Annotated in this window: 16 protein-coding genes; 9 read left to right on the top strand and 7 right to left on the bottom strand. The window is 66.0% G+C overall.

Going from position 1 to position 18,536, the window contains the following annotated elements; genetic code table 11:
* The first annotated feature begins 11 nt into the window (after positions 1–11).
* Together ctpM and hrpA are read left to right on the top strand one after the other, a co-directional pair.
* Entirely contained in the window at positions 12–1,742 is a 1,731-nt protein-coding gene (gene ctpM, locus ABKS89_RS23325; RefSeq protein WP_518300962.1) for a methyl-accepting chemotaxis protein CtpM, read from the top strand.
* Between the two features lie 163 nt (positions 1,743–1,905).
* A complete protein-coding gene (gene hrpA / locus ABKS89_RS23320; protein ID WP_348587235.1) occupies positions 1,906–5,925 on the top strand; it encodes an ATP-dependent RNA helicase HrpA in 4,020 nt (1,339 codons plus the stop codon).
* Between the two features lie 78 nt (positions 5,926–6,003).
* Here hrpA and ABKS89_RS23315 read toward each other — a convergent pair whose 3' ends face one another.
* Positions 6,004–6,708, bottom strand: coding sequence for a glutathione S-transferase N-terminal domain-containing protein (locus ABKS89_RS23315; RefSeq protein WP_348587233.1), 705 nt, complete (start codon positions 6,706–6,708; stop codon positions 6,004–6,006).
* A gap of 154 nt (positions 6,709–6,862) precedes the next feature.
* Between ABKS89_RS23315 and ABKS89_RS23310 the strand changes: the two genes are divergently transcribed.
* Positions 6,863–7,300, top strand: a complete 438-nt coding sequence (locus ABKS89_RS23310) for an HIT family protein (RefSeq protein ID WP_348587231.1) — start codon at positions 6,863–6,865, stop codon at positions 7,298–7,300.
* Positions 7,301–7,319: 19 nt separating this feature from the next.
* Here the strand turns inward: ABKS89_RS23310 and ABKS89_RS23305 are convergent, their stop codons facing one another.
* Entirely contained in the window at positions 7,320–7,739 is a 420-nt protein-coding gene (locus tag ABKS89_RS23305; protein WP_138215369.1) for a 3-isopropylmalate dehydratase, read from the bottom strand.
* A gap of 175 nt (positions 7,740–7,914) precedes the next feature.
* Here ABKS89_RS23305 and ABKS89_RS23300 point away from each other — a divergent pair, with 175 nt between their 5' ends.
* Entirely contained in the window at positions 7,915–8,979 is a 1,065-nt protein-coding gene (locus tag ABKS89_RS23300) for a GGDEF domain-containing protein (RefSeq protein ID WP_138215368.1), read from the top strand.
* On the opposite strand, the gene ABKS89_RS23295 is transcribed toward ABKS89_RS23300, so the two are convergent.
* Positions 8,961–10,004, bottom strand: a complete 1,044-nt coding sequence (locus ABKS89_RS23295; RefSeq protein ID WP_138215367.1) for an acyltransferase family protein — start codon at positions 10,002–10,004, stop codon at positions 8,961–8,963. The genes ABKS89_RS23300 and ABKS89_RS23295 overlap by 19 nt on opposite strands.
* Before the next feature lie 87 nt (positions 10,005–10,091).
* Positions 10,092–11,276 carry an MFS transporter gene (locus ABKS89_RS23290; RefSeq protein ID WP_348587229.1) on the bottom strand — a complete coding sequence of 395 codons (1,185 nt, stop codon included), beginning with the start codon at positions 11,274–11,276 and terminating at the stop codon, positions 10,092–10,094.
* Between the two features lie 103 nt (positions 11,277–11,379).
* Here ABKS89_RS23290 and ABKS89_RS23285 point away from each other — a divergent pair, with 103 nt between their 5' ends.
* Entirely contained in the window at positions 11,380–12,282 is a 903-nt protein-coding gene (locus ABKS89_RS23285) for a LysR family transcriptional regulator (protein WP_348587227.1), read from the top strand.
* A 1-nt stretch (position 12,283) separates the two neighbouring features.
* On the opposite strand, the gene ABKS89_RS23280 is transcribed toward ABKS89_RS23285, so the two are convergent.
* A complete protein-coding gene (locus tag ABKS89_RS23280) occupies positions 12,284–12,796 on the bottom strand; it encodes an ankyrin repeat domain-containing protein (protein WP_081515843.1) in 513 nt (170 codons plus the stop codon).
* Between the two features lie 424 nt (positions 12,797–13,220).
* Here ABKS89_RS23280 and ABKS89_RS23275 point away from each other — a divergent pair, with 424 nt between their 5' ends.
* Genes ABKS89_RS23275 through ABKS89_RS23265 form a run of 3 tightly spaced genes read left to right on the top strand, consistent with a single transcriptional unit; the run spans position 13,221 to position 15,186 of the window.
* Positions 13,221–14,342: a beta-ketoacyl-ACP synthase III gene (locus ABKS89_RS23275; protein ID WP_138215363.1), complete on the top strand. Its 1,122-nt coding sequence runs from the start codon at positions 13,221–13,223 to the stop codon at positions 14,340–14,342.
* Positions 14,343–14,344: 2 nt separating this feature from the next.
* Positions 14,345–14,953 (top strand): RNA polymerase sigma factor, encoded by a 609-nt coding sequence (locus tag ABKS89_RS23270; RefSeq protein ID WP_138215362.1) that lies wholly within the window; start codon positions 14,345–14,347, stop codon positions 14,951–14,953.
* Entirely contained in the window at positions 14,947–15,186 is a 240-nt protein-coding gene (locus ABKS89_RS23265) for an anti-sigma factor family protein (RefSeq protein WP_348587225.1), read from the top strand. Before ABKS89_RS23270 ends, ABKS89_RS23265 begins: the two co-directional genes overlap by 7 nt.
* A 164-nt stretch (positions 15,187–15,350) precedes the next feature.
* Here the strand turns inward: ABKS89_RS23265 and ABKS89_RS23260 are convergent, their stop codons facing one another.
* On the bottom strand, positions 15,351–16,265 hold the full coding sequence (locus ABKS89_RS23260; RefSeq protein WP_138215360.1) for a DedA family protein/thiosulfate sulfurtransferase GlpE: 915 nt from the start codon (positions 16,263–16,265) through the stop codon (positions 15,351–15,353).
* Between the two features lie 299 nt (positions 16,266–16,564).
* Here ABKS89_RS23260 and ABKS89_RS23255 point away from each other — a divergent pair, with 299 nt between their 5' ends.
* Entirely contained in the window at positions 16,565–17,881 is a 1,317-nt protein-coding gene (locus ABKS89_RS23255; RefSeq protein WP_138215359.1) for an OprO/OprP family phosphate-selective porin, read from the top strand.
* Between the two features lie 184 nt (positions 17,882–18,065).
* On the opposite strand, the gene ABKS89_RS23250 is transcribed toward ABKS89_RS23255, so the two are convergent.
* Positions 18,066–18,530 (bottom strand): GNAT family N-acetyltransferase, encoded by a 465-nt coding sequence (locus ABKS89_RS23250; RefSeq protein ID WP_138215358.1) that lies wholly within the window; start codon positions 18,528–18,530, stop codon positions 18,066–18,068.
* Positions 18,531–18,536: the final 6 nt, after the last annotated feature.

The raw sequence follows: 18,536 nt of genomic DNA, 5'->3' as shown, positions 1-18,536 counted from the left end.
CGGGTTTTTTGATGGGGCAAGGAAGCCATGTCCCTTATCCGCCTGAGGTGAACGCCTTGAACACTGCCCTCCGTTTGCGCGCCAAGGTCCTGCTCCTGGCCATCGTGCCAATCCTCCTCCTGACCCTGCTGCTCTGCGCCATTTCCACCGTTGCCCTGAAGCAGCTGGCGACCCAGCAGGAAGCGCAGATCCGCGAGAACCTCACCCAGGACCGCGAAGCCCAACTGAAGAACTTCGTCGACGTGGCCCTCGCCGCCGTCGGTCCGGTCTACCAGGCCGCAGCCCAGGGCGATGCCCAGGCACGTGAACAGGGCATAGCGATCCTCAAGCGCCTCGAATACGGCAAGGGCGGCTACTTCTGGGGTTACGACACCCGCTCCGTGCGCGTCTTCCAGGGCACCAGCGACGAGCGCCTGGGTGAAGACTTCAGCACCTATCGCGATCCCAATGGCGTCTACGCCATCCGCGAGCTGGTGGCAGCGGGCCAGAGTGGCCAGCACTATGTGCGCTACAGCTTTACCCTGCCGGGCGGCAACGCCATCGTGCCGAAGATCGGCTACGCCCACTTCCTGCCCAAATGGAACCTGGTATTCGGCACCTCGCTGAACCTCGACGACGTCGAGCGTGAGGTGAAGGAGGCTGGCGCCGCCTTCGACGCCAAGATCGACAACCTGCTGCTGCTCATGGGCGGCGCAGCGCTGGCGCTGCTGGTGGTGATCGGCGTGCTCGCCGGGCTGTTCAGCCGCACCATCGTCCAGCCCATCGTGCAGGTGCGCGACAACCTCGACGACATGGCCGCCGGTGACGGCAACCTGACCCACCGCCTGAACCTCGGTCGCCACGACGAACTGGGTGAGCTGGCCGGCTCGTTCAACCGCTTCGTCGAGAAGATCCATGTGCTGGTCCAGCAGGTCGCCGGTACCACCCAGCAGTTGTCGGGGCTGGTGGGCGACGTGGCCCAGCAGGCGCAGCGCTCCGAGCGTGCAATGGACGGCCAGCGCCACGAGACCGACCAGGTTGCCACCGCCATCAACGAGATGACCGCCGCCGCCCAGGAAGTGGCGCGCAGCGCGCAACAGGCGGCTGATGCTGCCCAGCAGACCGACCGCGAAGGCCAGGCGGCCAAGCGAGAAGTGGACCTGTGCGTCGCGCAAATCAACGACCTGGCGGGTGAGGTGCGCAGCAGCAGCGACTCCCTCGACACCCTGCGCCAGGACGTGCAGGGCATCGTCGGCGTGCTGGAAGTGATCCGCTCCATTGCCGAGCAGACCAACCTGCTGGCGCTCAACGCCGCCATCGAAGCGGCCCGCGCCGGCGAGGCCGGGCGTGGTTTCGCCGTGGTCGCCGACGAAGTCCGCGCCCTGGCCAGCCGCACCCAGCAGAGCACCGGGGAAATCCAGCAGATGATCGACCGCCTGCGCGGCACCACGGAAGGCTCGGTGAGCGCCATGCAACGCGCCAGCGACATGGCCGAGCGTACCCGCGGCCAGGCCAACCAGGCCGGCCAGTCGCTGGATGCCATCGCCCAGCTGATCGGCACCATCAACTCGATGAACGCGCAGATCGCCAGCGCCGCCGAGGAGCAGACCGCGGTGGCCGAGGAGATCAACCGCAGCGTGCACCAGATTGCCGGGGGCGTGGACAGCGTGGCGGACGACGCGGCCAAGGGCGCGCGCACCGCGACCGAACTCAATGGCCTCGGAGAGCGCCTGCGCCAGCTGGTCGGCCAGTTCCGCATCTGATCCGGCGGGGCGCAATGCCCCGTCAATCCGGGCCGCCAAGCAATCGGATTGGCGGCCCGTGCCGGTCTTTTGCGACAATTCACCCATTGTCGCCAAGACAGCCCATTCCAGGGACCGGCTCCGCACCTGCTCGCGCCGTTCCCGCCTGAACCCCGCGAAGCCGATGACCACAGACAGTACGCCGACCCCCGAACAGCTCCTGCAGCGCATGGATCACGCGATGATCCGCGACCGCCATCGCCTGCGCCGGCAGCTCCACGAACTGCGCAAGCACCCCGACGAAGCCAAGCTCGCCCAGTGGGCCGAGCGCTTCCAGGCCTCCTGCGCCAAGGCCGAGGCGCGTCGTGCGAGCATCCCGAAGATCCGCTACGACGACAGCCTGCCCATCGCCGCCAAGCGCGACGAGATCAAGGCCGCGCTGGAAAAGAGCCAGGTGGTGGTGATCGCCGGCGAGACCGGCTCGGGCAAGACCACCCAGCTGCCGAAGATCTGCCTGGAGCTGGGCCGCGGCACCCACGGCCTGATCGGCCACACCCAGCCGCGCCGGCTGGCCGCGCGCAGCGTGGCCACTCGCGTTGCCGAGGAGATCGGCACGCCGCTGGGTTCGCTGGTCGGTTACCAGGTGCGTTTCGAAGACCAGAGCGACGACAGCACGCTGATCAAGCTGATGACCGACGGCATCCTGCTGGCCGAGACCCAGCATGACCGTTACCTCGAGCGCTACGACACGATCATCGTCGACGAAGCCCACGAACGCAGCCTGAACATCGACTTCCTGCTCGGCTTCCTGAAAACCCTGCTGCACCGCCGGCCGGACCTGAAGCTGATCATCACTTCGGCGACCATCGACCTGGAGCGCTTCTCCAAACACTTTGGCGATGCGCCCATCGTCGAGGTCTCGGGGCGCACCTACCCGGTGGACACCTGGTACCGCCCGCTGGCAGCGGAAGTGGATGAGGACGGCGAAGCGCTGTTCGACGACCTCTCCGTGGACCAGGGCATCCTCCGCGCGCTGGACGAGATCGCCGCCCACGAGCGTGAAGTCGGCAAGCGTCCCGGCGACGTGCTGGTGTTCCTCCCCGGCGAGCGTGAGATTCGCGACGCCGCCGAGATGCTGCGCAAGGCCAACCTGCGCCACACCGAGGTGCTGCCGCTCTATGCACGGCTGACGCCGGCCGAACAGCAGAAGATCTTCGCGCCCATGCCGGGGCGCAAGATCGTGCTCGCCACCAACGTCGCGGAAACCTCGCTGACGGTGCCGGGCATCCGCTATGTGATCGACAGCGGCACCGCGCGGATCAGCCGCTACAGCTACCGCGCCAAGGTCCAGCGCCTGCCCATCGAAGCCGTCTCGCAAGCCAGCGCCAACCAGCGCAAGGGCCGTTGCGGCCGGGTCGAGCCGGGCATCTGCGTGCGCCTGTACAGCGAAGAAGACTTCAATGGCCGCCCGGCCTTCACCGATCCGGAAATCCTGCGCACCAACCTCGCGGCGGTGATCCTGCAGATGCTCCATCTGCGCCTGGGCGACATCGAGGCCTTCCCCTTCATCGAGCCGCCGGATGGCAAGGCGATCAATGACGGCTTCACTCTGCTGCAGGAACTCTCGGCGGTGAACCGCGAGGGCCAGCTGACGCCGCTGGGCCGCCAACTGGCGCGCCTGCCGGTCGACCCACGGCTGGGCCGCATGCTGCTGGAAGCGGCGCAACTGGGCAGCCTCCCCGAAGTGCTCACCGTGGCCAGCGCGCTATCCGTGCAGGACCCGCGCGAGCGGCCGATGGACCGCCAGCAGGCCGCCGACCAGGCCCACGCACAGTGGAAGGACCCGGACTCGGACTTCGCCGCGCTGATCAACCTCTGGCGCGGCTTCGAGGAGCAGCGCCAGGCGCTGGGCTCCAACCCGCTGCGCAACTGGTGCCGGAAGAACTTCCTGAATTACCTGCGTCTGCGCGAATGGCGCGATGCGCACCGCCAGCTGACGCTGATCTGCCGTGAGCTGCAGCTGCCCTTCGGCTCCAAGTCTGACGGCGCCCAGCGCAAGAACGACCCCGCGCGCGAACAGCCCCGGCAGCACGACAACCGTGGCCGCCAGCCGGTCGCCAAGGCGGACGAGCCAAAGGCCCGCGACATCGACTACGCCGCCGTGCACAAGGCGATCCTCTCCGGCCTGCTCAGCCAGATCGGCCAGAAGGCGGAGGAGGGCGACTACCTCGGCGCGCGCCAGCGGCGTTTCTGGATTCACCCCTCCAGCGTGATCGGCCGCAAGAAGCCGCAATGGATCATGGCCGCCGAGTTGGTGGAAACCACCAAGCTGTTCGCCCGCATGGTCGCGAAGATCGAGCCGGACTGGCTGGAGCCGCTGGCCGGGCACCTGGTGAAGAAGAACTACCTGGAGCCGCACTGGGAAAAACGCCGTGGCCAGGTGGTGGCCTACGAGCAGGTCACCCTCTACGGCCTGATCATCATCGGCCGCCGCCCGGTGAACTACGGCCCGATCGATGCCCCGGTGTCCCGCGAGATGTTCATCCGCGAGGCGCTGGTGCGCGGCGAGATCAACAGCCGCGCCAAGTGCCTGTCGGCCAACCGCCAGTTGCTGGAAAAGCTCGACGAGCTGGAAGCCAAGGCGCGCCGGCGCGACATCCTGGCCGACGAGGAAACCCTGTTCGCCTATTACGACGAGCGCCTGCCGGCAGACATCTACCAGTCCGCCAGCTTCGAGAAGTGGTACGAGCGTGAGCACAGGCAGCAGCCGGACCTGCTGATCATGCGCGAGGAAGACGTCCTCGCCCGCGACGCCAGCGAAGTCACCGCCGGCCTCTACCCGGACCGCCTGCGCCTGGGCGACCTGCAGCTGCCGCTCACCTACCACTTCGAGCCCGGCCACGTGCGTGACGGCGTGACCGTGCGCGTACCGGCGCCGCTGTTGCCGCAACTGCCCGCCGAACGCCTGGAGTGGCTGGTGCCGGGGCTGCTGGAGGCCAAGTGCATTGAGCTGGTGCGCAGCCTGCCCAAGGCCATCCGCAAGAACTTCGTGCCGGTGCCGGACTTCGTCCGCGCCGCGCTGGGCAAGATGGTCTTCGCCGAGGGCGGATTGTCCGAGTCCCTGGGCCGCGAACTGCAGCGCATGACCGGCAGCCGCGTACCGGAAGAAGCCTGGGCGGAGGCCGAGACCCAGGTGGAAAGCCACCTGCGGATGAACATTGAAGTGGTCGACGCCCGTGGCAAGTTCCTCGGCGAAGGCCGTGACCTCGTTGAACTCACCGCGCGCTTCGCCGAGGCCAGCCAGGCCGCACTGGCGATCCCGCAGGCGGACAAGCCGCAGAAACCGGTGGAAGCCAAGGGCTTTGGCGAAGTCGCGGAGAAGCTCCAGCAGAAGGTCGCCGGGCTGTCGATGACGGTCTACCCGGCGCTGGTGGAAGAGGCCGGCGTGGTGAAGGAAAACCGTTTCCCGACCCAGGCCGAGGCCGACTACCAGCACCGCCGCGCCCTGCAGCGCCTGCTGCTGCAACAGCTCGCGGAGCCGGCCAAGTTCCTGCGCAGCAAGCTGCCGGGGCAGACCGACATGGGCCTGCTCTACCGCGAACTGGGCCGGGTCGAGTCGCTGGTGGAGGACATCCTGCTGGCCAGCCTGGACAGCGCCATTCTGGACGGCGAAAGCAACCTGCCGCGCGATGGCGCCGGGCTCGCGTCGCTGGCCGAGAAGAAGCGTGGCGCCTGGACCGAACACGCCGAGCGCATCGCCCGCCTGACCCTGGAAATCCTCAAGCTCTGGCACGGCCTGCAGAAGCGCTTCAAGGGCAAGGTCGACCTCGCCATGACGGTGCCGCTGAACGACGTGAAGGGCCAGTTGGCCAAGCTGGTCTACCCCGGATTCGTCCGCGACACGCCGGTGGAATGGCTGAAGGAATACCCGCGCTACCTGAAGGCGGTCGAGCAGCGTCTGGACAAGGTCGCCGGGCAGGTCCAGCGCGACCGTGTGTGGAGCGGCGAGATGGCCGGTTACTGGGAGCAGTATTCGGCGCGCCTGGCCAAGCACGCCCAGGAAGGCAAGCGCGATCCGGAACTGGTGATGTATCGCTGGATGCTGGAGGAGTACCGCGTCTCGCTGTTCGCCCAGCAACTGGGAACGAAGGTGCCGGTGTCGGACAAGCGCCTGTCGAAGCAGTGGAGCCAGGTCGAGGCCTGACCTGCGGATTCGCCTGTAGGAGCGGGCCATGCCCGCGATTCGCGCGCATGGCCCGCTCCTACAGGAAATATTCCGAGGTCAGTCGCGCTTGGGGATGTTCAGCCCGCGCTGCACCGCCGGCCGTGCGAGGAATTTCTCCAGCACACGCTTCACGTTCTGGAAGTTGTCGAAGCCCACCAGGTCACCCGCTTCATAGAAACCGACCAGGTTGCGAATCCACGGGAAGGTGGCGATGTCGGCGATGGTGTAGCGCTCGCCCATGATCCAGTCGCGGCCTTCGAGGTGGCGGTCGAGCACGCTCAGCAGGCGCTTGGACTCGTCGACGTAGCGCTGCAGCGGGCGCTTGTCCTCGTAGTCCTTGCCGGCGAATTTGTTGAAGAAGCCGATCTGGCCGAACATCGGGCCGATGCCGCCCATCTGGAACATCAGCCACTGCAGGGTTTCGTAGCGGCCGCTGGCGCCGGGGGCGATCAGCGAGTCGGTCTTGTCGGCGAGGTAGACCAGGATCGCGCCGGACTCGAACAGCGCCAGCGGTTTGCCGTCCGGGCCGTTGGGATCGAGGATCGCCGGGATCTTGTTGTTCGGGTTCAGCGAGAGGAATTCCGGGGACAGCTGGTCGTTGCGCTCGAAGCTGACCAGATGCGGCTCGTAGGGCAGGCCGAGCTCTTCCAGCATGATCGACACCTTCACGCCGTTGGGCGTGGGCAGCGAGTACAGCTGCAGGCGGTCAGGGTGTTCGGCGGGCCATTTGCAGGTGATGGGGAACGCGGAAAGGTCTGACATGCATACTCCGGTCAGGTGAGCGGGATCTTGAGTCGGCCCACAGGATAGCCCTCCACGCGGCCACGGTCATGACCCGTGCGCGACAAACCGGTATGGTGCGGGCCCATAGACAAGCAACCGGCCCCCGACGCGGTCAACAGACAAGGAACCCAGCATGAGCCTGCAAGGCACTTACGATCCGCAGAACATCTTCGCCCAGATCATTCGCGGCGAGGCTCCCTGCTACAAGCTGTACGAGGACGACGACGTGCTTGCCTTCCTCGATCTGTTCCCGCAGTCCTACGGCCACGCCCTGGTGATTCCGAAGAATTCTCCGGCGCGAAACATCCTTGAAGTCGACCCCGATGCACTGGCCAAGGTGATGCGTGTGGTGCAGCGCCTGACCGGGGTGATCGTCGAAGAGCTGAATCCCGATGGCGTGCAGGTCGCCCAGTTCAACGGCGCGCCGGCCGGGCAGACGGTGTTCCACATCCACGTGCACATCGTCCCGCGCTATGCCGGCGAGGGCCTGGGCATCCACGCGGCGAACAAGGCCGATACGGGGGAGCTGGAGAAGCTGCAGGCGCGCCTCGTTGCCCGCCTGAACGGCTGAGGCGCACCTGTGCCGGCGGTTACTCGACCGCCGGCTTGATGTCGAAACCGGTGCGGTTGTCGCTGACGATGCGGAACGCGTTGTTGCCGCCCGGCTCGAGCGGTACCAGCAATTCGCGGCGCAGCATGGCCTTGCTGCACAGGCCGTCGCCGTCCTTGTCGCCGATGATGCCGACCACGTGCTTGCCTACCGGCACGTGGAAACTGGCCGACTCGCCCTTGCCGATGCGCGCGGCTATCTCATGGTCGATGGTGAGGGCGACGAAGCAGCCGCCGCCGATGTAGCCCACGTCGCGGGTGACGTCGACCTGGACGCTGTCCTTGCCCGGTTGCTGGTAGGCCAGCAGGCGGTCGGTGGGGACGGGTTGGACTTCATCGCTCTGGTACGAAGCACAGCCGGAAAGCGCGAGCAGGGACAGGACGGCAAGGATCGAACGCATAGACTTCCTCCATGGACAATGCAGCCTAGGCTAGCCCATCCAGCCGGTTTCCGTCGGCTGGGCTACGCGCTGTGGGAAATTGGAGTAGTCTTCAGCACATGTGATTCGGGCTGGAGTGCCCGAGTGCCGCCATTCAGGCCGATCCGCCGGGCGGTCGAGCCAAGGAGCAGGGCTGATGCACCGCAACAGCGATCCCGACCATCTGTTCGACTCCAGTGCCGGACCTACCGGGCTGGAAGAGGCAGACCATCGCCTGCTGATGCGGCTGATCTTCGGTTGCACCGGGGCGACCCTGGGGCTGTTTTCGATCCTGCAGTACCTCGCCGGCAATCTCTGGCTGGCGGGCGCCGAACTGGTCACCTGCGGACTGCTGCTGTGGGCGGCGCACCGGCTGCAGCGCGTGCGCCGGCTGGTGCCGTGGATCATCGCCTACCTGCTGCCGACCTTCTGTTTCATCCTCTACATCATCGTCATGCCCAACGCCTCGGCGTCGGCCTTCGTCTGGGTCTACCTGATGCCGGTGATGGCCTACCTGCTGCTGGGCAAGTGGCGTGGCTTCCTGCTCGCCGTACCGTTCATGCTGATCGCCACGCTGATGTACCTGCACGCCAACCGCCTGCGCCTGGATGCGCCGGGGTTGATCGATATCGGCAACGGCATCTTCTGCGGCGTGCTGGTGATCGCCTTCATGCATGTCTATGAAGAGCGCCGCGCTGCCGCCTACAAGCAACTGCGGCACCTGGCGCTGACCGATGCGCTGACCGGCGTGGCCAGCCGCGAGAGCTTCCAGCGTGCGCTGCGGCGTTGCATCCAGGAGGCGGCCCGCTACGAGACGCGGCTGGTGCTGGTGGTGCTGGATGTCGATCACTTCAAGAACATCAACGACCAGTGGGGCCACGATGCCGGCGACAAGGCGCTGCAGCACCTGTGCAATCGCCTGCGCCACCGCCTGCGCGCCACCGACCTGATCGGCCGGCTGGGCGGCGAGGAGTTCGGCCTGCTGCTGCCCTTCACCGACCGCTTCGACGCCAAGCCGCTGGTGGAATCCCTGCGCCGCGACATCGACGAGGCGCCGCTGATGTACCACGGGGAGCGCATCGAGATTTCCGCCACCTTCGGCCTCGCCGAGTGGCCGGGCGATGGCCTGGATGCCGATGAGCTCTACCGCTGTACCGACCGCCGCCTCTATCGCGGCAAGGCCGAGGGGCGCAATCGGCTGGTCTACAGCGACCCGGCCTGAGTGCGCTTCGCTGCCAGCGGCTCGGCAATCCGCGCATAGGCTGTGCGCACCTGGCGGGCCATCTTCCTTTCCACCCATTCGTAGCTCAGCCAGGACAGCAGCAGGATCGCCGGCACGCTGACGCTCAGCGTCTGATAGGGCGTCAGGCCCAGTCGCTCATGCAGCCAGTAGGCGGCCAGCCAGAGCACGATCACATGCAGCAGGTACACTGAATAGGACCAGTCGCCCAGCGCGTGCAGCACTCTGCTGCGCTCGAACAGTGGCTCCAGCGCCACGCAAGCGGCGAGCAGTGCGGCGGCGGGCAGGCCCCAGGTCAGCAGGCGCCAGGGATGGTCGGCGGGGAACAGAGCGATGGTGGCCACTGCCATGGCGGCCGTCAGCAGGGCCAGCGGCCGGGGGAGATTCAGCCAGCCGCGCCGGTACAGCGCCGCGAGCCCCAGGCCGAGAAGGAACTCGAAGATGATCGGATTGCGGTAGAAGTTGCTGAGCCAGGGTTCGCGCGCCAGCACCTGCGCCACCAGCAGCACCAGCGCGGTCACCAGCCAGGGACGCCAGCGTTCGGCGACCAGGAAGGAGAGGGCGAACAGGCCGTAGAAAAGCATCTCGAAGTTCAGCGTCCAGCCCACCGGCAGCACCGGGTAGAGGCCGAAGCCGCCGGGGTTTTCGCTGGGGATGAACAGCAGCGAGAGCAGCAGCGACTTGCCGCCGACGCCGTAGATCGGCATCACGTCGGCGAAGGCGTAGATGATCAGCGCGGTGATCGCCGTGTACAGCCAGTAGGCCGGTGCGACGCGGGCCAGGCGCTGGACCAGGAAGGTCACCGGTGACATCGGCCGACCGGCGCTGGAGAGGTGGATCACGAAGCCGCTGAGGACGAAGAAGATGTCCACCCCGACCTGGCCACGGGTGGAGAGGAGCTTGCCGCCGAGGCTGTCGGCGCGGAAGTCGAAGAACACCTGCATGAAGTGATGGAACACCACCAGCCAGGCGGCCAGTGCCCGCAGTGCCTGAAGCGAAACCAGCATGGGTGGGCGAGTCCTCCGTCGGTGGATAAAAGAAAGGGGCGCGACTTTGCGCGCCCCTTTCCTCGACAGTAGGGTTTCGCCGATCGTTCACCGGGCCTGCTGGACGGTCGCTGCCGGCATCGCCGGCTGACGCTCCAGGCGCAGGCACAGTAACGCCGTGGCGATGGCCGCCACGGGCAGCGTGGCGCCGACCCAGGGCAGCGCGGCGAGGCCCGGGCCGTGGTCGATGGTCATGCCGCCGAGCCAGGCACCCAGGGCGTTACCCAGGTTGAACGCAGCGATATTGAAACTGGCCGCGACACTCTGGCCGGCGCCGTGGGCCTTCTCCAGCACCCACATCTGCAGCGGCGGCACGGTGGCGAAACCGGCGGCGCCGAGCAGGGCGATGAAGATGACCACGGCAATCCGGTTCTCCAGAGCGAAGCTCATCAGGCCCATGACCACCGCCAGCGCGACCAGGCTGCCGAGCAGGGCGGGCACCAGTTTGCGGTCGGCGAGCTTGCCGCCCAGCAGGTTGCCCAGCACCAGCCCGCCGCCGAATACCAGCAGCACCGGCGACACCGCACTTTCGGAGAAACCGGCGAGGCGGGTCAGCAGCGGCGACACATAGCTGAACACGGTGAACACGCCGCCGAAGCCGAGCACGGTGGTCAGCAGGCCGAGCAGCACGGCCGGGCGCTTCAGCACGCGGAAGTCATCGCGCAGGTTGCCGGCGGCCGGCGGTGCGCTGTGGCGCGGCAGGTAGATCGCCAGGATCGCCAGGGCCAGCACGCCAATGCCGGTCACCACCCAGAAGGCCGCACGCCAGCCATAGAGCTGACCGAGCCAGGTGCCCAGCGGCACGCCGAGGATGGTGGCGACGGTGAGACCGGTGAACATCAGCGCGATGGCCGAGGCGCGGCGTTCGGCTGGCACCAGGCTGGTGGCGACCACCGAACCGACTCCGAAAAAGGTGCCATGGGCGAAGGAGGTCAGCACCCGCGCCGCCATCAGTGTGGCGTAATCCGGCGCCAGGGAACAGGCGAGGTTGCCGAGGGTGAAGATCACCATCAGCCCGAGCAGGGTGCGGCGTTGCGGCCAGCGTGCGGTAAGGGCGGTGAGCAGCGGGGCGCCGAGCACTACGCCCAGCGCGTAGCCGGAAATCAGCAGGCCGGCGGCGGAGATGGACACGCCGAAGTCATGGCCGACCTCCAGCAGCAATCCCATGATCACGAATTCGGTAACGCCGATGCCAAAGGCACCGGCGGTCAAGGCATACAAGGCAATGGGCACGTGGGCTCTCCCGGATGATTCGTAGAATGGGCGCCACGTTATCGCTGTGTAGATTGCTGATATAGACTGCCTTTAAGCAAATCACCTGTGAATTGAATTCAACATGGCCCGCCCTGACGTCAACCGCTTCGGCGAAATGGAAGTGTTCATCCGCGTGGTGGAAACCGGCGGTTTTACCGCCGCCGCGCAGCAATGCGGAATGACGCCCTCGGCAGTGAGCAAGCTGGTGGCGCGCCTGGAGGATCGCCTCGGCGCGCGGCTGTTCAACCGTTCCACCCGACGCCAGCAACTCACGGCCGAGGGGGCGGCCTTCTACGAACGCAGTCTGCGCATCCTCGCCGATCTGGACGAAGCCGAGCGCGAGGCTTCGGCCAGTGCCGAGCCGCAGGGCAGGGTGCGCATCAGTTGCAACCTGCCGGTGGGCCGGCAGTTCCTCATCCCGGCGCTGCCGCTGTTCTTCGAGCGCTACCCAGGCGTCAGTCTCGACCTGCAGCTGACCGATGAAGTGGTGGATCTGCTGGAAGTGCGCGCCGACGTCGCCGTGCGCAGCGGCCCTCTGCGGGACTCGCGGCTGGTGGCGCGCTCGCTGGGAGAGTCCGGGCACAAGATAGTCGCCGCGCCCGAGTATCTGGCGCGGCATGGTGCGCCGCAGCATCCGCGCGAGCTGGGCGAGCACAACTGCGTGGGTTTCAGCTACCGGCGCGTCGAGCCGGACTGGCCATTCCTGGACAAGCCGGCGGATGCCCCCGAGCCCAGCGGCAACCTGCTGGCCAGCGACGGCGACAGCGTGCGCCACCTGGCGCTGGCCGGGCTGGGGCTGGCGCGTCTGGCGGAATTCCAGGTGCGCGAGGATATCGCTGCCGGACGGCTGGTGGCGGTGCTGGAGGACTTCAATCCTGGCGACCGCAAACCGATGCACGCGCTCTACCTGGGCAAGCCGGGTCACCTGCCGGCGCGGGTGCGCGCGGTGCTCGACTTCCTCGCCGAGCACGTGCGCATCGACTGACTCAGGCGGCTTCGAGCAGCGCCAGGGTGTCGGCCGCGCCCATCATCTTCGCCGCGGCCAGCGCCGTCAGGCCGCTGGCGTCACGGGCCTCGCGGTCGGCGCCGTGCTCCAGCAGGCAGCGGACGATCTCTGGGCGATTGAACATGGCTGCCATCATCAGCGCGGTCTTGCCGTCGGGCGAGGCCCCTTCGACCTGTGCGCCCCGGCTGAGCAGCAGGCGAACCATCTCCAAATCGCCCTTGAAGGCGGCCCCGGCCAGCGGCGTCTGCCCGGCGTTGTTGCGCAGGTCCGGGTCGGCGCCGTGGTCGAGCAGCACGCCAACGGTGTCGTGGTGGCCGTAATAGCTGGCCAGCATCAGCAGGCTGTCGCCCTTGTGATTGCGCAGGTTGGCCGGCAGGCCCTGCTGCAGCAGTTCCGTCAGGCGCGGGGTATCGCCCTGGCGGGCAAGATCGATCACCTGATTGGCGAATTCCAGGGTCTGTTCGTCCATTTCCGGACGGTTCGCGGCACTCATCCTGAAGTCTCCTTGGCAAAGTCGGGAATGCACTGAAGGATAAGGACTGGTGCGCCTGGGCGCGCCAACACTGTGCCTATGGTGCCGGTGGAAAATTTCAATCCGTTGCTCCAGGGCAGGCGTGGCGTGATTTATGTCCATGATCTTGCGCAAATGCCGCCCTCGCACGGCGACTTTTCGGCGAAAATTGCAGCATAATCAGCGATCAGCGGTTGCACCTGGGGTGAAACCGCAAACCGCCGGGCGGGCAAAGGTGCCCACCGTCGGTGGGAGTGGCACACTGCCCTGTTGCGGGGATCGCCATCCCTAAGCCTTCGCGCCAGGACGCGGAGCGACGAATATCCAGTGCCGGCCAATGGGCGGGCACCTTGATGCCTAACCTTGCCGCCCGGCCCGGCGGCGCAGATTGAGAAGAGGATTGACCGTGCATAAAGTCGTGATCAGCGGAACCGGCCTGTATACCCCGCCGTTCAGCATCTCCAACGATGAACTGGTGGAATCCTTCAACAGCTACGTCCGCAGTCACAACGAGCAGAATGCCGAAGCCATCGCCAGGGGCGAGGTCGAGGCACTGTCCGAGTCCAGCTCGGCGTTCATCGAAAAGGCTTCTGGTATCAAGAGCCGCTTCGTGGTGAACAAGGAAGGCATCCTCGATCCGCAGCGCATGGCGCCTCGCATTCCGGAGCGCTCCAACGAAGACTGGGGCATCCTCTGCGAGATGGCGACTGCCGCTGCCAAGCAGGCCCTGCAGCGTGCCGGCCGCACCCCCGAAGACATCGACGGCGTGATCGTCGCCTGTTCCAACCTGCAGCGCGCCTACCCGGCTGTGGCCATCGAAGTGCAGGCTGCCCTCGGCATCCAGGGCTTCGGTTACGACATGAACGTCGCCTGCTCCTCGGCCACCTTCGGTATCCAGGCCGCGGTGAACAGCGTGCAACTGGGCCAGGCCCGCGCGATCCTCATGGTCAACCCGGAAATCTGCACCGGCCACCTGAACTTCCGCGACCGCGACAGCCACTTCATCTTCGGTGACGCGGCCACCGCCGTGGTCATCGAGCGTGCCGACCAGGCCACCAGCGAGCACCAGTTCGACGTGGTCAGCACCAAGCTGCTGACCCAGTTCTCCAACAACATCCGCAACAACTTCGGCTTCCTCAACCGCGCGGCGGAAGAGGGCATCGGCAGCCGCGACAAGCTGTTCGTGCAGGAAGGCCGCAAAGTGTTCAAGGACGTCTGCCCGATGGTGGCCGAGCTGATCGGCGAGCACCTGGCGCAGAACGACATCCCGGTCAGCGACGTGAAGCGCTACTGGCTGCACCAGGCCAACCTGAACATGAACCTGCTGATCACCCGCAAGCTGATCGGCCGCGATGCCGAGGCCCACGAAGCGCCGGTGATCCTCGATACCTACGCCAACACCAGCTCCGCCGGTTCGGTCATCGCCTTCCACAAGTACCAGGACGACCTGCCCGCCGGCTCCATCGGCGTGCTGAGCTCCTTTGGCGCCGGCTACTCCATCGGCAGCGTGATCCTGCGCAAGCGCTGATCGTGCCCGCCGACGACAGCGAGCTGTTGTCGCGCCTGCTGGCCGGTGACCAGCAGGCCTTCCGTACCCTGGTAGCCACCTACCAGGGCGCGATGCGCGCCGTGGCCATTGCCATCGTCGGCGCAGCCCATGCCGATGAAGTGGTGCAGGATGCCTGGCTCGCCGCCGTGCGTAACCTGGACGGCTTCCAGGGGCGCTCCAGCCTCAAGACCTGGCTGCTGACCATCACCGCCAATACCGCCAAATCCCGCCTGCGCAAGGTCCGCCGCGACGTTTCGCTGGACGACCTGCCTGCGCCCCATGGCAGCCTCGACGAAACTCGTTTCGCCGCCGACGGCCACTGGAGCCCGGCGCCGCTGGCCTGGCACGAGGACTCGCCCGAAGCCCTGCTGGCCGAGGATGAACTGCGTCAGTGCCTGGAGAAGACCCTGCTGAGCCTCTCCGAACTGCAACGCAGCGTGTTGCTGCTGCGCGAGCGCCAGGGGCTGGAGTTGGAAGAGATCTGTAATCTGCTGGAGGTTTCGCTCTCCAATGTCCGGGTGCTGCTGCACCGTGCGCGACTGAAGGTGTTCGCCACCGTGGAGCACTTCGAGGAGACCGGGGAATGCTGACCTGCAAGGAACTGGTGACGCGCTCCAGCGACCTGCTGGACGAACAGCTGGGCTGGCGCGAGAAGCTCGCACTGCGCCGGCACCTGCTGCTGTGCCGCAACTGCCGGCGCTACCTTCGGCAGATGCGCCTGGCCCAGGCCACTCTGCGCCTGTTGCCGGAGCCGCCGCGTCCTGACTCGGAACGCCTGGCCGACCACCTCGCCGAACTGCGCCGCGACAACGCGCGGCGCTGAGCCTGTACCGACGTTCCTGCGGCCGTGCTTGTTGATTGATGGGTATCGCTTCGCTCCACGCCATCCTACAAAGCGCTTGCTGAATACGTCCGTGTGATGCCGATCCCTGTAGGAGCGGGCCATGCCCGCGATCGCGCCCGCAGGGCGCTCTCACAGAAAAATCCTCAGCCCAGACTTTGCGCCCGCCACGCATCCAGCCCACCCGATAGCGCCCAGGTGCGCGGGTGTCCGAAGGCCTGCAGCCGCTCCGCCAGCATCGCCGCGGAAAGCTCGTGGGGGCAGGCGCAGTAGATCACCACGTCCTTGTCCTCCAGGCTGCCACGCAGCTCGTCCAGCGCGCCGTCCAGGCTGAAGGCGATGGAGCCGGGAATCGCCTCGTCATCGAACTGTGCACGCACATCGAGAATCAGCGGCGGCTCGCCAGCGTCCAGGCGCGCCCGCAGTTCGTCGACGCTGATGCGCGGAATCCGCGCGGTGCGCTTGAGCAGGCTGAAGCGCTGCCAGAGCTTGCAGGCGATGAACAGCGCAAAGGCGCCCAGCAGTGCTGTGACACCAACGCTGGCGTACTCGGTGAGCCAGTCGAGGATGCGGTCCACCGCGCTGCTGAAGATGCTCCCGAGCAGCAGCGCGGAGCCGGCCCAGAGCGCCGCTCCGGCGCAGTCGTAGGCGAGGAAGCGCGGCAGCGGCGTGCGCGTCATGCCGGCCATGGTGGTGGTCAGCGCGCTGGCGCCGGGGAGGAAGCGCGAGATCAGCAGTGCGCGTGGACCAACGCGCAGGTAAAGGCTCTGGCTCTGGCGAATGCAGCTGTCCGGCGACAGCGAGACCTTGCAGACGCTGCGCAGCATGAAGCCGCCATAGCGCCGCCCGGCGCAGAACCAGATCAGGTCGGCGATCAGGCAGGCGCACACGGCCACTGCCAGTGCCTGGCCCAGCGGTACGCCGCTGCCTTGCAGCGCCAGGGCGCCGGCGACGATCAGCGCCGGGTAGGCCGGGATCGGCAGGCCCAACTGCTCGAGCAGGACGTTGAAGAACAGCAGGGTGAGGCCGTGCTGCTGGATCAGGGGTTGCAGTTCGTGCATGGGAAAGCCTGAGCGGGGAAGGTCTTCCAGGGAAGGCGACAGCATACCGGCAAAGCGGACTTCAGAAATGCCTGAAGGCCTAGTGGGACATGGCCTAGGACCTTTATGCCATAAGGAAATCAAAAGTTCCTTTGTAATAAAAGTTTTATCTACGAGCAACCGATCTGAAATAACCCCTCGCCAAGATTCCCAGCAACACAAACGGGGGCCGCCAGAACGGCCTGTGCGAGTCCTTGGGGGGCGCGCAGCAGCCAGGCACTCGGCGTGTTCAACGCAAATACCATTAAGGGGAATCTTCGATGATCCGTAAGCACTTCGCCGGTTACGCCGCCACTGCCCTGGCACTGGCCGTTTCCGCCCAGGCTTTCGCAGGCACAGTCACCACCGATGGCGCCGATATCGTAATCAAGACCAAAGGTGGTCTTGAAGTCGGCACCACCGACAAGGAATTCAGCTTCAAGCTCGGTGGCCGTCTGCAAGCGGATTACAGCCGCTTCGATGGTTTCTACACCAAGAACGGCAACAACGGTGACGGCGCCTACTTCCGCCGCGCCTACCTGGAACTGGGCGGCACTGTCTACAAAGACTGGAAATACCAGATCAACTACGACATGTCCCACAACTCCGGTAACGCTGACAACGGTTACTTCGACGAGGCTTCCTTCAGCTACACCGGCTTCAGCCCGGTTACCCTGAAGTTCGGCCGCTTCGACCCGGACTTCGGTCTGGAAAAAGCCACCAGCTCCAAGTGGGTCACCGCCACCGAGCGTACCACTGCCTACGAACTGGCTGACTGGATCAACACCCACCAGGACGGCATGGGCGCCCAGGTTGGCGGCGTCGTCGCCAACATGGCTTACCTGGACGCTGGCGTTTACGCCAAGGACGCCGACGACACCGACGGCGACAGCGTCAAGCAGTTCAACTTCCGTGGCGTGTTCGCGCCGCTGAACACTGACGGCAACGTCCTGCACGTTGGCGTGGACTACGCCTACCGTGACCTGGATGACACCGCCTTCGACTCCCGCATCCGTCCGCGTCTGGGCATGCGTGGTATTGCCACCAACGGCGGTAACGACGCTGGCGACAACGGCAACCGCGCTACCTTCGGCGGCGCCACCCTGAGCCCGGCCGGTTCCTACAAGGACGACTCCACCTGGGGTGCTGAATTCGCCTACGCCATCGGCCCGTTCTCCGCTCAGGCTGAATACCTGAAGCGCAAGCTGAAGGCTGATGCCGACGCTTACGAAGACATCAAGGCTGACGGCTACTACGGCCAGCTGGCCTACACCATCACCGGTGAATCCCGCGTGTACAAGCTCGATGGCGCCAAGTTCGACACCATCAAGCCGTCCAACAAGGAAATCGGTGCCTGGGAAGTCTTCTACCGTTACGACCACATCAAGGTTGATGACCCGAACGTGGTCGTGGCTACCGCCACCCGCGACGTGGGCGACACCAAGGCCAGCACCAACACCATCGGTGTGAACTGGTACGCCAACGAAGCCGTGAAGGTCTCCCTGGACTACGTTCACGTCAGCACCGACGGCATCCGCAACGCCAACGGCGACGACGACGGCAACGGTGTCGTAACCCGTCTGCAGTACGTGTTCTAAGAACTACAGCTCTACCGTTTGACTCCTTTGTGTGAACCCCGCTTCGGCGGGGTTTTTTTATGGGAGTCGGAAAGCCGTTCTGCAGGAGCGAGAGGGACACCATCGTTATTGCTCGCGAACCTGCTGCACGCCGGAGCAGCTTGAAACTTCGTTCGCGAGCAAGCTCGCTCCTGCGCTTTGTGCCTTAGCGGAAACCGGGGCGTGCCGGCTGCCGGCGAAACTCGAATTCCAGCAGCTCATCGAACGGATTGCCCATTTCCAGTCGCGTCCAGCCCAGCTTGATCAGGAAAGCCAGCGCTGCCGGGTTGTCCGGCCTCACGCTGGCCCGCCACAAGGGGCTGCTCTGCAGTTCCGCTCGGCTCATCACCAGCGTCATCACCGCGCGCCCGATGCCCGAACCGCGCAACTCAGGGCGCACGGCAAGATCGGTGACGAAATAGTACGGATGCGCCGGGGTGGGCAGGCAAACCCCCACCACCGCGACCAGCAGGCCGCCACGCAGAATGCTGTACTGGGCCTTGTCCGCGTCCTTCAGCACCTGTTCCAGCCAATAGCGATCCATCGGGCCCAGTTGCGCATAGAGCAGCGGATCGTCGAACCAGCTTTCGTACGGCGGGATGTCCTGCGCCTGGAAAGGGCGAATCTGCATGCGGGC

The sequence above is a fragment of the Pseudomonas sp. LABIM340 genome (assembly GCF_040017195.2).
Classification (GTDB): Bacteria; Pseudomonadota; Gammaproteobacteria; order Pseudomonadales; family Pseudomonadaceae; genus Pseudomonas.
Note: the sequence above shows the minus strand (reverse complement) of the source record. Positions and strands in the feature narration are given on the sequence as shown.